We start from the raw sequence: 14,450 nt of genomic DNA, 5'->3' as shown, positions 1-14,450 counted from the left end.
GTTTATTACTAAATTTGCGTGCGGAATCCAACTCGTAAATGGCTGGTTTCTCGCTGTGCCTCAACGCCGTGGGGTCATAACCCAAGTGTTGGCGTAAGCACCGAAGATCAAGAATACGCTAATTCCGTCGTCGGCTGCAAATGAGGCTGGCAGCGGCGGGTCGCCTGTGATAGCAACCACAGGCATGTACCGGCGCGGTACCGTGCCCCACCATAGTACCGGTACCGGAGCCGGCCCGCGTTCAGGAGTGCAGCCGCGGCGCGTCGAAGAATTCCATTTCAAGCCGGCAGGAGTGCCGGAAGGCGTCCACCATGGCTGCCCGCCCGGCTTCGGAGGAGTTGCGGGCGGCTTCATCAACAATGCCGATCGCCCGCCTGGTTGCCGCAGCAAAGTCCTCATCGGCGTACGTCCGCAGCCAGGCCGCGTAGGGGTGCCCCGCCGGCTCCCCCGCCGCGACGAACTGTGCATGGAGCGTCCGGCCGACTTCCGCGTAGAGCCAGAAGCACGGCAGGACCGCGGCGGCCAGCACCGCGTAACCGCCCGACGCCGAGGCCGCGGCCAGGTGGTCGACGTAGGACTTGGTGACGGGGCCAAGGTCCGGCTGGATGGTCCGCGACGCCAGCCAGGTCCGGTGCAGCTCCGACTCGACCTCAAGGCATTGCTGCGCGGAGCCCGCCCAGAACAGCTGTTCGGCTTCGGTGGGTGCCAAGGCGCTGGCGCGGGCCAGGACCCGCGAGTAGCCGTTAAGGTACAGGGCATCCTGGGAGAGGTAGTAAGCGAACTCACGCTCCGGGAGCGTGCCGGAGACCAGGCCCTGGATGAACGGCAGTTCGTAGATGGCTGCCAGGTCCGCGGCGGCTTCCTTCCACAGCAGCGCCTCGAACCGGCCGGGCGCAGGGACGGCCGTGAGGTGGTGGAAGTGGTGGACCGGTCCGTTGCCGGCGCCGACACCCAGCCGGTCCGACGCCGAAAGGGCACCGGCCAGCCACGGCTTAACTTCGCGCAGCGCGGCTTCCCAGTCCCCCAGCCGCGCCTGCACCGTGGCCATGGCAGAGGACAGCGAGCACCCGGTGCCGTGGCTGTTCCGGGTATCCACCCTCGCGCCCGGCACTTCCACCACCTCGGGGCCAAGCAGGCCCGCCGTGTTCACCAGCGCGTCAGGGCAGCCCGGTCCCTGCAGGTGGCCGCCTTTGACCAGGATGGTGGCCCCGGTGGCGAGGGCCAGGAGCCTTCCCTGGTCCAGTGCCCCCGCCCAGGTCTGTTGGACGTCGCCGTCCACCAGGACAGCAAGTTCGGCCAGGTTGGGGGTGATCAGGTGCGCCAGCGGCAGCAGTTCCCGCAGCGCTGTCTCCGCCGGAGCCTGCAGCAGCCTGTCGCCGCTGGTGGCCACCATAACGGGATCAAGGACCACAACGGCGGGCCGCACCTCCTCGAGCCAGGTGCGGACGGTGCGGATGGAGTCAGCATCGCCCAGCATGCCGATTTTGACGGCGTCGATGGTGATGTCCGCGCTGACAGCTTCAAGCTGCCGGGCCAGGAAGTCCGCCGGCGGGATATGGACAGCCTGCACCCCCAGGGTGTTTTGCGCCGTGAGGGCCGTAATGGCGGCCATTCCATAGCCACCGTGCGCAGCGATGCTTTTAAGGTCCGCCTGCACCCCTGCCCCACCGGACGGGTCGGAACCGGCGATGGAGAGCACCCGGGGAATGACCCGGCGAATGGCTTCCGAGGTGTCCGCAGCAGGCGTGGTGGCAGCAGCAGGTGTGGCTGCGCCAGGCGCGGTAAGGGTCGAAGACAAGAGACATCCCTTCGCCGGTGCTAACCGGACAGGTTCAACGGGTGTGGATCTCAGCCGGCCCTGTGCGCGGCACCCCGTGTCGGTCCCCAGCCTAGCTGTTCCGCCACCGGTGCGGGAAAGTCGCTGCCTGTCTTAAAACGCCGGAGGCCCCGGAACCGGCACTGATGTGCGGTTCCCGGCCTCCGATGCAGGTGGGGCAGTGCCCCTGGTCCCTAGAGCTCCGACGCCGGAACGCCCACACCCAGGATGATGGGTGCAGCGGCCGGTGCCTTGGCGGCGGCAGCCGCCGCGGGCTCCGGTGCCTTAGCGGAATGGGTGTGCGCAGGGGTGGCCGACGGCGCACTCTGGTGCTGCTGCACCGAGGTTTCGTTGGCTGCGCCCTGGGCACGGCTGGCACTGCGGTTGCGGCGCGGCCGGCGCTGCGTTGACTGCTCCAGCGTGTGGTCCGAGTAGTCCTTTTCCGGGGCTGCGGCGGGCGCAGCAACGGGGACTGCAGCCGGCGCAGCTGCAACGGGTGCTGCCGCTGCGGGAGCAGCTGCAGGTGCCGTCAGCGGTTCGCCGAGGTGCGCGAAGGCTTCGGCCAGGCGGTCCAGCGTGAGCGCCGGCTGCGACTGCTGGTCACTGGCGTGCTCAACAAACGGAAGGACAACTTCCTCTCCCCCGAAGGTCAGCACCGCCCCGGGGCGTGCGGGAGCGTCGGCGTCGTGCGAACCGGCGTCCACGGGCGTGGCGGGTACCTGCCTGGCGGCGGCGATTTCGTCGTCGTGCAGGTGCGCGGCGTGCGCGGCTGCTGCGATGTTCGCCAGGGCCAGCCGGGTGGCTTCAGCCTTGGCGTGCCGCTCCGGGTCCACGGGTTCCGGGTGCACGGTGTGCGCCTGGACCGGGGCTGCCGGCGCCAGCTCGGGCTGCTGGCCGCCACGGCCGCGGCGGCGCTTGCGCTCCGGGCGTGTGCCCTGCTGGTTGTTGTCAACGCGTTCGGGGCGGGGCTCCGGGCTGCGGAAATCGTTGGGACGGTGTTCCTGCCGGGTGTCGGCGCGCTGGACGTGGTGCTCGGCTGCCACAATCGTGGCGCGGCGGTGCTCCACCGGGTCGTCGTGGGTGACCACACCGCGCCCGGCGCAGGCCTCGCACTGCTCGCCGAAGACTTCCAGGAGCCCGGTGCCCATGCGTTTGCGGGTCATCTGGACCAGGCCCAGCGAGGTCACTTCGGCCACTTGGTGCTTGGTCCGGTCCCGGCCCAAGCATTCCACCATGCGGCGCAGCACCAGGTCACGGTTGGATTCCAGGACCATGTCGATGAAGTCGATGACGATGATGCCGCCGATGTCACGGAGCCGGAGCTGGCGGACCACTTCCTCGGCAGCTTCCAGGTTGTTCTTCGTGACGGTCTCTTCGAGGTTGCCGCCGCTGCCGGTGAACTTGCCGGTGTTGACGTCCACCACGGTCATGGCTTCGGTGCGGTCGATCACCAGGGAACCGCCGGAGGGCAGGAAAACCTTGCGCTCCAGGGCCTTGTGGATCTGCTCGTCGATGCGCCAGGCAGCGAAGATGTCCTGGTCCTTGGTCCACTTTTCCAACCGGCCCACCAGGTCCGGGGCAACGTAGGTCACGTACGCCTCGATGGTGTCCCAGGCTTCCTCGCCGGAGACGATCAGCTTGGAGAAGTCCTCGTTGAAGACGTCGCGGACCACCTTGATGGTGAGGTCCGGTTCGCCGTACAGCAGTTCCGGGGCGAGGATCTTGGTGGAAGTGGACTGGCTTTCGATGCCTTCCCACTGGGCGCGCAACCGGTTGATGTCGTGCGTCAGCTCCTCCTCGGAGGCACCTTCGGCTGCGGTGCGGACGATGACACCGGCGTGCTCCGGCAGTCGGTCCTTAAGGATCCGCTTGAGGCGGTTGCGTTCGACGTCGGGCAGCTTGCGGGAGATACCGGTCATGGAACCGCCGGGCACGTACACCAGGTAACGGCCCGGCAGGGAGATCTGGCTGGTGAGGCGGGCACCCTTGTGGCCCACGGGGTCCTTGGTCACCTGGACCAGGACGGTGTCGCCGGACTTGAGGGCGTTCTCGATGCGGCGCTGCTTGCCTTCAAGGTTGACGGCGTCCCAGTTGACCTCGCCGGCGTACAGGACGGCATTGCGGCCGCGTCCGATGTCCACAAAAGCGGCTTCCATGGAGGGCAGGACGTTCTGGACCTTGCCCAGGTAGACGTTGCCGATCAGGGAATCCTGTTGGGTCTTGGACACAAAGTGCTCGGCCAGGACACCGTCCTCGAGGACCGCGATCTGGATTCTGTCGTCGCGCTGGCGGACGATCATCTGACGGTCCACCGATTCACGGCGGGCCAGGAACTCAGCCTCCGTGATCACGGTACGGCGGCGGCCGGTGTCGCGGGATTCGCGGCGGCGCTGCTTCTTGGCCTCCAGGCGGGTGGAGCCCTTAACGCTCGTCACCCGGTTGTTGACCACGGGCTCGCTGGCTGCACGGGGGGCGCGGACGCGGGTCACCGTGTTGGGCGGGTCGTCATCGCCGCCTCCGGTCAGTTCCAGGTCCTGGTCGCCGCGGCGGCGGCGCCGGCGACGGCGGGAGGTCACGCCGTCGTCCAGCTGGCCGGCCGCGTCGGAATCGTCTTCGTCCTGCTCATCGGAGCCGGCATCGTCACCGTCGCCGGTATCGGTGGCGTCGCGGTCCAGGCGGCTGCGTCCCCGGCGGCCGCGGCTGCGGCGCCGGCGGCGGCTGGCGGAATCGTCCTGGTCGCCGTCCTCGGCGTCGTCCTCATCCGGCTCTTCAACGGCAGCAGCGGGGCGCACCACCGTGGTGAGGTCCGGGGCCTGGAAAAGAACGGAGGAACCGGCGCCGGGCTCCATAAACAGGGAACCGAAGGCGGACAGCGATGCCGTGGCGGAATCGTCGGAGCCCTGCGCAGCGGGGGCTTCGAGAGGGGTGCTAAGGGGCGTTTCGTCGGGAGCCTGTGCGTCGGCTGCCGGAACCGGCCCGGCCGAGACGTGCGCGTTCAGGGCTTCTTCGGTGACCTCGGGAGCCTCGAGGGTGGGCTCCGCGAGGACGGGCTCCGCCACAACCGGCTCCGCGATGGCCGGAGCTGATGCCGGCGGGGCGACGGATTCGGTGGCCGGGGCCGGCGCGGCCGGCTCGGTGGCTGGTGCGGAAGTCTTCCGGGTGGCTACCCGGCGGCGGCGCACCGGCTTGGTTTCCGGTTCCGCCTCCGTCGCGGCAGGCGCCGGCTCAGCTGCGGCGGCTGCAGGGATGTCTGCCAGCGGGGCGGCGTCCTCGGCGAAGGCCGGCAGCGGCTCGGCTGCCTCGGGCTTCTTGCGGGCGCGGGTCCGGCGGACCGGAGCCTTGGTTTCCGCTGCGGCCGGCGTGTCGGAACCCGGGGCGGCCGTTGTGGCACCTTCTTCGGCTCCTGCAGTGCCGGCGTCGGCGGTGTCTGCCGCGGCCTTGGGGGCAACCTTGCGGCGGGTCCGGGTTGCTTTCTTCGGCGCTGTGGCGGCTTCGCCTGCCGCAGCATCTTCAGTAACGGCTGAAACCTGTTCATTTTCCATATGTGGCAACTCCTGCCCCTGACGTACCGCCACATCCGGCACCCATTGGGGCATATATTGTCAAAACCCGCGGGCGTTGACAGAAGTCAAGTGGATACCTCCAGGTTCGCACCGGCGTTGGGGTGCGGCAGCCCGTGGAGGCCGGCGGGATGTTCTGAAAACCCGTTGCTCTCCTCGAGACAACCAGGTGCCGCTCAATGGCGTCGCGGGAACCTGGTCCGGAAGCACCGAACCGTACCCTGCGCATCATTGGCGGTCTTGGGAACAAGCCACCGGACCGGAGTGCCGAATGTGGATCGGCTTCCAGCCATGACCATTCTCTCATACGCCGGGTAAATCATGGCGGAGGCCGGTCCGTCCGTCCGCCGGACCTGAAGGGGCCTGCCAGCAGGCGGCGTTACAATCGGGCAAGGAGCACCCCCACGAAAAGGACGCATACCGATGCCCAGCATTTCACCACTCAGCGGCGGTCAGGCCACAGACCGGGATCCGGACCGCAAACCCGGCCGCACCCCGTCGATGCCCACCATGACCCGCGACCGGCCGTTCGCGTGGCTGCTGGTCATCACCGGCGCCATCGGCTGGCTGGCATCAGGGACCCTGGTCCTGGAGAAGCTGGCGGTCCTGCAGGATCCCAACCACACCACGGTGTGCGATGTTAATCCGTGGATTTCCTGCGGCCAGGTCATGACCACGTGGCAAAGCTCGCTGTTCGGCTTCCCCAACATGTTCATTGGTATCGTCGCCTTCGCCGTGATCATCACCACGGGCATGGGACTGCTGTCCGGGGCGAAATTCTCCCGCTGGTACTGGCTGGGCCTGCAGGCAGGCGTCACCCTGGGCTTCGCGTTTGTGGTGTGGCTCTGGTCCCAGGCCCTGTACGACATCCACATCCTGTGCCCGCTGTGCATGATCGTGTGGGCTGCCATGATCCCGCTGACCGTCTGGGTCACCGCCAGGAACGTCACGCACGGTGTGATCCGCCTGCCCGCGGGTGCCGCACGGATCCTGGGTGAGTCCGGCTGGATCATCACCGCCCTGCTTTACGTGGCGGTTGCCGCCACCATCTTCTTCGCCTTCATCCAGGTGTTCGCCGGAACCTCAGGCTACTAGCCCGGCGTTCACCCACCGCACCCGTCCTCTCCTGCGCGAGATGACACTTAAGGCCAATGTTCCTCGGGAACATTGGCCTTAAGTGTCATCTCGCGGGACGGGCAGGTGGGGACTTAGAACCAGATCGCGATTTCCCGCTCGGCTGACTCGGGCGAATCGGAGCCGTGCACCAGGTTCTGCTGGACCTTCAGGCCCCAGTCCCGGCCGAAGTCGCCACGGATGGTGCCGGGGGCCGCGGTGGTGGGATCGGTGGTGCCCGCCAGTGAGCGGAAGCCCTCAATGACGCGGTGGCCTTCGAAGATGGCCGCCACAACGGGCCCGCTGAGCATAAATTCCACGAGCGGCTCGTAGAAGGGCTTGCCCAAGTGCTCCTCATAGTGCTGCTCCAGGAGTTCGCGGGTGGCTTCGACCTTCTTCAGCTCCAGCAGGGTGTACCCCTTGGCTTCGATCCGGGCCAGGACGGCGCCGGTCAGGTTACGGGCGACGCCGTCGGGCTTGATCAGGACGAGGGTGCGCTCTGTAGTCACAACTGCTCCAATGCGTTGGTGGGGGTTTCGGGATAAGTCTACGGGGACTGCGGCGGGCTGGATCCGGCGGCCTGGTCCGGGTGGGCTGTTTCCCATTCGGCCTGGTCGCGCGCCCGTTGGGCTGCTTCCCGGTCCAGCCGGGTGCCGGTCCGGATCCCGTACCACCAGGCAAGCGCAAAGAGCACGCCTACCAGGAACATGGCGGGCTCGAAGATTCCCGTCAGGATCAGGACCAGCTGGAGGACCCAGCCCAATCCGATGCCCCAGGGTTTGCGCAGGACAGCGCAGGCCAGGATCATCACCACGCTCAGGCCGATGCCCACGCCCAAAATGAGGCCGGGGGCGAACTCCGCCCGCCGCAGGCCGAATACGGCCAGGGTGGCGAAGAACATCACAAACGCTTCCAGGAGCAGGACCGTGGAAGCGAACATCACCTTGGTGGACCGGCGTTTTTTGGGCATGCCCGGGCGCCAGTCGCGCTGCGCCTTGGTCAGCTTGGCCACCGCTAGGCCTCCGTCTTCCCGAGCAGGATCCGCGCTTCAGCCACCAACGTGATGGAGCCGGTCACCAGGACGGCGCCGGACAGGTCATCGTTGGCTTCGGCGCGTTCGACTGCCCATTCGATGGCGTCGTCCAGCTTTTCGGCCACATGCACGTTGTCTTCACCGAAGCCCATTTCGATGGCCAGCTCGGCGAGTTCGGCTGCGGGAACCGCACGCGGGGAGTTTGATTGCGTGAAGCAGAATTCCTCGGCTTCCCCGCCCAGGGACTCCTTGAGCTGGCGGAGGATCTCCTCGGCGTCCTTTTCCTTGAGCACACCCACCACCGGAACCAGCCGGGTGAAGGTGAAGGCTTCCTGGATGGCAGCGGCGGACGCCTTGATGCCGTCCGGGTTGTGCGCAGCGTCCACGATGATGGTCGGCGCGGTGCGCACCACTTCCAGCCGGCCCGGCGACGTGACAGCGGCGAAGCCTTCCTGCAGGACCTCGAAGTCGAGCTCCTTTTCCCCGCCGAAGAACGCCTCCAGCGCGGCGACGGCCACCGCTGCGTTCTGCGCCTGGTGCGCCCCGTGCAGCGGGACCAGCAGGTCCGGGTACCGGCCGGCGATGCCCTGGACGGTGACCATCTGGCCGCCCACAGCAACGGTGCGGTCCTCAACGCCGAACTCCACGCCCTCGAACCGGAACGGAACGCCGGTGTCGCGGGCCTTTTCCAGCAGGACCTGGGCTGCGTCCAACGGCTGGGCGGCGCTGATGAGGTAGCCGTTGGGCTTGATGATGCCGGCCTTTTCCAGGGCGATGTCGCCGGTGGTGTCGCCCAGCAGGTCGGTGTGGTCCAGTGAGATCGGCGTGATCACGGAGACTTGGCCGTCGCCCACGTTCGTGGCGTCGGTGATGCCGCCCAGGCCAACTTCGATGACGGCCACGTTGACGGGCTGGTCGGCGAAGATGGCGAAGCCCAGGATGGTGAGGCATTCGAAGTAGGTCAACCGCGGCTGGTTGTCTGCTTCCAACTCGGCGTCCACGATTTCCAGGTACGGCCTGATTTCGTCCCAGATCCGGACGAAGGTCTCATCGGGGACGGGGTGCCCGTCGATACTGATCCGTTCGGTGACCTTGGTCAGATGGGGGCTGGTGTAGCGGCCGGTGCTCAGGCCGTGGGCCCGCAGCACGGATTCGATCATCCGCGCCGTGGAGGTTTTGCCGTTGGTGCCGGTCACATGGATGATCGGGTACGCCTTATTGGGCTCCCCCAGGACGTCCATGGCCCGGAACAGCGGCGCAAGCCGGGGTTCCATCTTGTTCTCGGGCGCACGGCCCAGCAGTTCGGCGTAAACGCTCTCTACGGAAAATTCGTCAGTCATGTCCTAGACCTCCACCTTGGCCACCACAACGGCGGGTTCGTCAACATCTGCGGGTTCTGCCGTGAGGTCCACGGTGAGGGTCTCGCCCTTGACCAGTTCGGCGTTGGCCAACAGCGCATCCACGACGCGCTGCGGTGCGGACACCGCGGTCCGGATCCGGTCGCTGACATTAAGTCCGGCGTCCTTCCGGGCCTGCTGGATGGCGCGGACCATGTCCCTTGCCAGCCCTTCGGCTTCCAGTTCCGGCGTGACCTCGGTGTCCAGCACCACAAAACCGCCGCCGGGCAGGACCGCCACGGCCGAAGTTGCTGCCGCGCCGCCGTCGGCCGTTGCCACCACGGTTTCGAGCGTGTACTCGTGCGGCTCAAGGGCCAGGCCACCTGCCACCACCAGACCCGCCGCGTCTACTGACCAGTCGCCGGACTTGGCGCCCTTGATGGCCACCTGGACGTTTTTGCCCAGCCGTGGACCGGCTGCCCTGGCGTTGACCACCAGTTTCTGCTCGATTCCGAATTCCTGCGGTGAGGCGTCGGCAGCGTCGAGGACCCGGACGGAGCGGAGGTTCAGTTCATCGGCCACCACACCGGCGAATCCTGCGAGGGCGCCGGCGCCGGGCGCCACCACCGTCAGTTCCTGCAGGGGCAGCCGGACACGGAGGTTCGCCGCTTTCCGCAGGGATGAGCCGGTGGAACAGATCTGCTGGACCCGGTCCATCGCTTCGACCAGCGAAGGGTTGGCCGGGAACAGGGCGGCATCCGGCCAGTCGGCCAGGTGCACGGAGCGCCCACCGGTGAGGCCCCGCCAGATTTCCTCGGATACAAGGGGCAGCAGCGACGCGGCTGCCCGGGACACGGTTTCCAGGGCGGTGAACAAGGCGTCAAACGCGTCCTGGTCCTCGTCGAAGAACCGCTGGCGGCTGCGGCGGACGTACCAGTTGGTCAGCATGTCGAGGTAGCTGCGGAGCTCGTCGCAGGCACCGGAGATGTCGTAGGTGTCCAGCTGCGACGTCATGTTCCGGACCAGCTCGCCGGTGTTGGCCAGCAGGTAGGTGTCCAGCGTGTCGGTGTAGCCGTCGTACCGGAGCTTCGCGTCGTAGCCGGCGCCGCCGCCTGCTGCGTTGGTGTAGAGCGTGAAGAAGCTGTAGACGTTCCAGAGGGGCAGGATGACCTGCCGGACGCCGTCGCGGATTCCCTGCTCGGTGACCACCAGGTTGCCGCCGCGGAGGATGGGGCTGGACATCAGGAACCAGCGCATCGCGTCGGATCCGTCGCGGTCCAGGACCTCTGACACGTCAGGGTAGTTCCGCAGGCTCTTGGACATTTTCTGTCCGTCCGAGCCGAGCACAATGCCGTGGCTGATGACGTTGCGGAAGGCCGGCCGGTCAAACAGGGCGGTGGAAAGGATGTGGAGCATGTAGAACCAGCCGCGCGTCTGGCCGATGTACTCGACGATGAAGTCGGCAGGGTTGTGCGTGTCGAACCAGGCTTCATTTTCGAACGGGTAGTGGACCTGCCCGTAGGGCATGGAGCCGGAGTCGAACCAGACGTCCAGGACGTCCTCAACACGGCGCATAACGGACTGGCCCTGCTCCGGGGTGCGGGGATCGTCCGGGTTGGGCCGGGTCAGTTCGTCGATGAACGGGCGGTGCAGGTCAACCTGGCCGTCCTTGTTCAAGGGCAGCCGGCCGAAGTCGGCCTCGATCTCGGCGAGGGAGCCGTAGACGTCGGTGCGCGGGTATTCGGGATCCGTGGACTGCCAGACGGGGATGGGGCTGCCCCAGTAGCGGTTACGGCTGATGGACCAGTCACGGGCGTTGGCCAGCCATTTGCCGAACTGGCCGTCCTTGACGTTGCCGGGGATCCAGTTGATGTCCTGGTTCAGGTCGGACATCCGGTCCTTGAACTGGGTCACCTCCACGTACCAGGACGACACCGCGCGGTAGATCAGGGGGTTGCGGCAGCGCCAGCAGTGCGGGTAGCTGTGCTCGTAGCTGGCCTGGCGGACCAGGCGGCCCTGGGCGCGCAGCACCTGGGTGATGGGCTTGTTGGCTTCGAAAACCTGCAGGCCCACGATGGCGTCCAGGTCGCCGCCGCGGAACAGGGGCAGGAATTTGGCGCCCTCATCCACGGAGAGGACCACCGGGATGCCGGCCTCTTCGCAGACTTTCTGGTCGTCCTCACCGTAGGCAGGAGCCTGGTGGACAATGCCGGTGCCGTCGGTGGTGGTGACGTAGTCCGCCACCAGGATGCGCCAGGCGTTCTCGGTGCCGTATTTTTCGGTGTCGCTGAAGTCATCCCACAGCGGCCGGTAGGCCAGCCCCGCCAGTTCGGCGCCGGTGTGGGTGGACACCACGGCCGCCTGCGCGGCCTCGTGGTTTTCGTAGCCAAGGTCCTTGGCGTAAGCGCCCACCAGGTCCGCGGCCAGCAGGAAGCTGCCCGACACGGGGGCGTCCGGAGCGGCGGCCTTGATGCCGTTGGGGCCGGCCGGCAGGACGGCATACGTGATGGCAGGGCCGACGGCGAGCGCGGCGTTGGTGGGCAGGGTCCAGGGGGTGGTGGTCCACGCAAGGGCCTGGACGCCGTCGAGCGCGCGGGAAAGGGCGGACTCCCCCGCAAGGATGGGGAACGTGACGGTGACGGTCTGGTCCTGGCGGTTTTTGTAGACGTCGTCGTCCATCCGCAGCTCATGGTTGGAGAGCGGCGTCTCGTCTTTCCAGCAGTACGGCAGGACGCGGTAGCCGTTGTAGGTCAGGCCCTTTTCGTGCAGCTGCTTGAAGGCCCAAAGGACAGACTCCATGTACTCCACGTTGAGCGTTTTGTAGTCGTTGTCGAAGTCCACCCAGCGGGCCTGGCGGGTCACGTAGTTGCGCCATTCATCGGCGTACTTCATCACGGAGGCCCGGCAGGCGTCGTTGAACTTGTCGATGCCCATGGCTTCGATCTGGGTTTTGTCGGTCATGCCGAGCTGTTTCATGGCCTCGAGTTCGGCCGGCAGCCCGTGGGTGTCCCAGCCGAAGCGGCGCTCCACCCTCTTACCGCGCTGCGTCTGGTACCGGCCCACCAGGTCCTTGGCGTACCCGGTGAGGAGGTGGCCGTAGTGCGGCAGGCCGTTGGCAAAGGGCGGGCCGTCGTAGAAAACGAATTCGTTGCTGCCCGGTGCGCCGCCGGGGACGTCGGCGCTGCGCGCATCGATGCTGGCCTGGAAGGTGCCGTCCTGCTCCCAGTACTTCAGGATCCGCTCTTCGACCTCCGGGAACTTCACGGACGCGGACACGCCTGCACTGCCGTTGCTGCTGACGGCTGAGGCCTTGGGGTAATTCGTCATTCTCGACATCCTGGGTTGAGCGTGGCGAGCCGCCGGCAGTCGCCGGGCGGTTCCGTTCAGGATGCGAGGACGGCTGCCGCACGGCCTGAAGACCGTGCGTGAACCGCGGTACCACCTCACTTACCGGCGCAGCCTGTTCCCTGGGGAACAGCCGGAGCGCCGGCCACTCATTACTGCTGTGACGGGCTTACCCGTCCGGTTCTACCGGCGCTGCCAACCCGAACCGGGCCGGTTGCGCGTTCTTCCGGAAGCTCACCGGTGATTGCCGGGTCATAGCCGTTGCCCAGTCTACTATTCCTGCCGCATCCGTGGCCATTTCCCGGACCGCTGGCGCAAGATTGCCGCAATTCTCCGGGATCGTGGGCAATTGTGGACAAATATTGGGCCATGCAGACGTTTGGGTCCCCGCTGCCCTCGCCGGGGAAACCGCTGCCTGCAGTCCTGGGCTGGTCATCCGCCACGGCAGCCGCCGGCGCGGTGCTGTTTGGCCTGCCGGGCGCGCTCCTCCTGGGGGTGCGGCTCTTTCCCTGGGAGGTGGGCACGCCGTGGATCCAGCTGGTCTCGGCGCTGCCCGCCACGCTGCCCTTCACCGCGGCTGCCCTGGGCCTGGCGCTGCTGGCGGTGTGGACAGGCACAAGGCGCCACCACCGGGCCGGCGGCCAGCTTGTCCTGGCCCTCCTGCTGGCTGCCCTGCTGATGGCCCAGTCAGCCCTTGTCCTGCCCCGGGCCATCCCGGCAACCCGGGCGGCCCGCCCGGTGCAGATTGCCGGGCCGGGACCCGGACCTGGCCTTCGGGTGATGACCCTCAATGTCGGCGAGTCAGGGGTGGACGCCGCCCGGCTCCTGGCAGAAGCCCGGAACCGGGAGGTAGACATCCTGGCCCTTCCGGAACTGGCGCCGCAGGGCCTGGAAGCCCTGGTGGAAGCGGGTGTGGCTGACCTGTTCCCCTACCGGTCAGTGGACGTTGACTGGGTGGGGGTGGGCAGCGGATTGTTTTCGAAGTACGCCATGGAACCCCGCCGGCGGGTCCCGGGAACGGAATTCCATCAAAGCCGGGCAGTGGCCTCAATCCCCGGAACGGATGCCCCGGTGAAGCTGACCGCCGTCCACGTCCAGTCACCGCGCCCTGGGCTCATCTGGAACTGGCGGCAGGAGCTGCGCCAGCTGGGGACCTTGCCAGCGCAGGGGCCGGCCGGTACCACGGTACTGCTGGGCGATTTCAATTCCAGCGCCGACCACCGTGAGTTCCGGGCCTTGCTGGCTGGCGGGCTCACGGATGCAGCCCACGCCGTGGGTAAGGGCCTGGCGCCTACCTGGCCGGTGAACTCAGAGGTGCCACCGTTCGTCGCCGTGGACCACATCCTGGTCAGTGCCGGGGTGAAGGTGACAGACGTCGAGAGCTTCATCCTTCCCGGCACCGACCATGCCGGCCTGGTGGCGGATCTGGTGCTGCCGGCCCCCTGATCCGCCCGTGGCCACTGTAAGCACAGCGGTCGGCTCAGCCTTTGCGGATCAGTTTGTGGTTTGCCGCCTGGGCGACGGGACGGATGACGATCTGGTCCAGGTTCACATGGTGCGGGGCGCTGACGGCATACCGGACCACGTCAGCCACATCGTCGGCGGTGAGCGGCTTGTCCACGCCCTGGTAGACCTTGGCTGCGGCAGCCTCGTCGCCGAGCCGGTTGAGGGCAAACTCCTCGGTGTAGACCAGCCCAGGGGCCACCTCGATCACGCGGACGTTGTGCTCAGCCTCCTCGAGGCGCAGGGCCCCGGTCATGGCGTGCTGGGCAAACTTGGCCGCGTTGTAACCGCCACCACCCTCGTATGCCACCAGCCCGGCAGTGGACGTCAGGTTCAGCACCGTTCCCTCCCCCGTGGCCCGGAGCATGGGCAAGAAGGCGCGGGTGAGTTTCATGGTGCCCACCACGTTCACCTGGTACATCCATTCCCAGTCTTCCGTGCCCGCGTCGGCAATGCGGTCCGCCCCCCGGGCGCCGCCTGCGATGTTGATCAAGGTATCGATGCCCCCGGCAGCGGTGACATGGGCAACCAGACGGGACACGTCGTCGTCCGCGGTGATGTCCGCGGGAACGGCGATGGCGCCGGTGGCGTCCTGGAGCGCCGCCAGCCGGTCAGCGCGGCGGGCCACGGCGAAAACCGTCCAGCCCTGTGCGCGGAGGGCGCGGACTGTCGCCTCGCCGATTCCCGTGCTGGCACCGGTCACTACGGCTGCCCTGTTCTGTGATTCGTCAGTCATGGCACCA

At 67.3% G+C, this 14,450-nt stretch carries 9 protein-coding genes and 1 riboswitch; of the genes, 2 read left to right on the top strand and 7 right to left on the bottom strand.

The annotated features are described in order from the left end of the window. Positions 1-241: 241 nt before the first annotated feature. Complete coding sequence (thiD, locus tag QRN07_RS00715; protein ID WP_502934769.1) at positions 242-1,798, bottom strand: bifunctional hydroxymethylpyrimidine kinase/phosphomethylpyrimidine kinase; 1,557 nt, start codon at positions 1,796-1,798, stop codon at positions 242-244. After that, positions 1,788-1,885: riboswitch (TPP riboswitch) on the bottom strand. Its footprint overlaps the gene before it by 11 nt. Positions 1,886-2,010: 125 nt before the next feature. Further along, positions 2,011-5,358 carry an Rne/Rng family ribonuclease gene (locus QRN07_RS00710; protein WP_285240129.1) on the bottom strand — a complete coding sequence of 1,116 codons (3,348 nt, stop codon included), beginning with the start codon at positions 5,356-5,358 and terminating at the stop codon, positions 2,011-2,013. A gap of 441 nt (positions 5,359-5,799) precedes the next feature. Here QRN07_RS00710 and QRN07_RS00705 point away from each other — a divergent pair, with 441 nt between their 5' ends. After that, the gene (locus tag QRN07_RS00705; protein ID WP_285240128.1) at positions 5,800-6,471 is read left to right on the top strand and encodes a vitamin K epoxide reductase family protein; all 672 of its coding nucleotides are present in this window, start codon (positions 5,800-5,802) and stop codon (positions 6,469-6,471) included. A 113-nt stretch (positions 6,472-6,584) separates the two neighbouring features. Here the strand turns inward: QRN07_RS00705 and ndk are convergent, their stop codons facing one another. The 4 genes from ndk to ileS are packed head-to-tail and all read right to left on the bottom strand — an operon-like array spanning position 6,585 to position 12,186. Then, positions 6,585-6,998, bottom strand: a complete 414-nt coding sequence (ndk, locus tag QRN07_RS00700; protein ID WP_285240127.1) for a nucleoside-diphosphate kinase — start codon at positions 6,996-6,998, stop codon at positions 6,585-6,587. 38 nt (positions 6,999-7,036) lie between these two features. Next, positions 7,037-7,501: a DUF4233 domain-containing protein gene (locus QRN07_RS00695; protein WP_050684719.1), complete on the bottom strand. Its 465-nt coding sequence runs from the start codon at positions 7,499-7,501 to the stop codon at positions 7,037-7,039. A 2-nt stretch (positions 7,502-7,503) separates the two neighbouring features. Then, a complete protein-coding gene (locus QRN07_RS00690) occupies positions 7,504-8,862 on the bottom strand; it encodes a bifunctional folylpolyglutamate synthase/dihydrofolate synthase (RefSeq protein ID WP_285240126.1) in 1,359 nt (452 codons plus the stop codon). A gap of 3 nt (positions 8,863-8,865) precedes the next feature. After that, positions 8,866-12,186, bottom strand: a complete 3,321-nt coding sequence (gene ileS / locus QRN07_RS00685; RefSeq protein ID WP_285240125.1) for an isoleucine--tRNA ligase — start codon at positions 12,184-12,186, stop codon at positions 8,866-8,868. Between the two features lie 387 nt (positions 12,187-12,573). Between ileS and QRN07_RS00680 the strand changes: the two genes are divergently transcribed. After that, the gene (locus tag QRN07_RS00680) at positions 12,574-13,650 is read left to right on the top strand and encodes an endonuclease/exonuclease/phosphatase family protein (protein WP_285240124.1); all 1,077 of its coding nucleotides are present in this window, start codon (positions 12,574-12,576) and stop codon (positions 13,648-13,650) included. Between the two features lie 34 nt (positions 13,651-13,684). Here the strand turns inward: QRN07_RS00680 and QRN07_RS00675 are convergent, their stop codons facing one another. Further along, on the bottom strand, positions 13,685-14,443 hold the full coding sequence (locus QRN07_RS00675; protein ID WP_285240123.1) for an SDR family oxidoreductase: 759 nt from the start codon (positions 14,441-14,443) through the stop codon (positions 13,685-13,687). Between the last annotated feature and the right edge of the window lie 7 nt (positions 14,444-14,450).

Origin of the sequence: Pseudarthrobacter sp. MEB009 (assembly GCF_030208875.1) — a bacterium.
In the GTDB taxonomy this organism is placed as follows: Bacteria; Actinomycetota; Actinomycetes; order Actinomycetales; family Micrococcaceae; genus Arthrobacter.
Note: the sequence above shows the minus strand (reverse complement) of the source record. Positions and strands in the feature narration are given on the sequence as shown.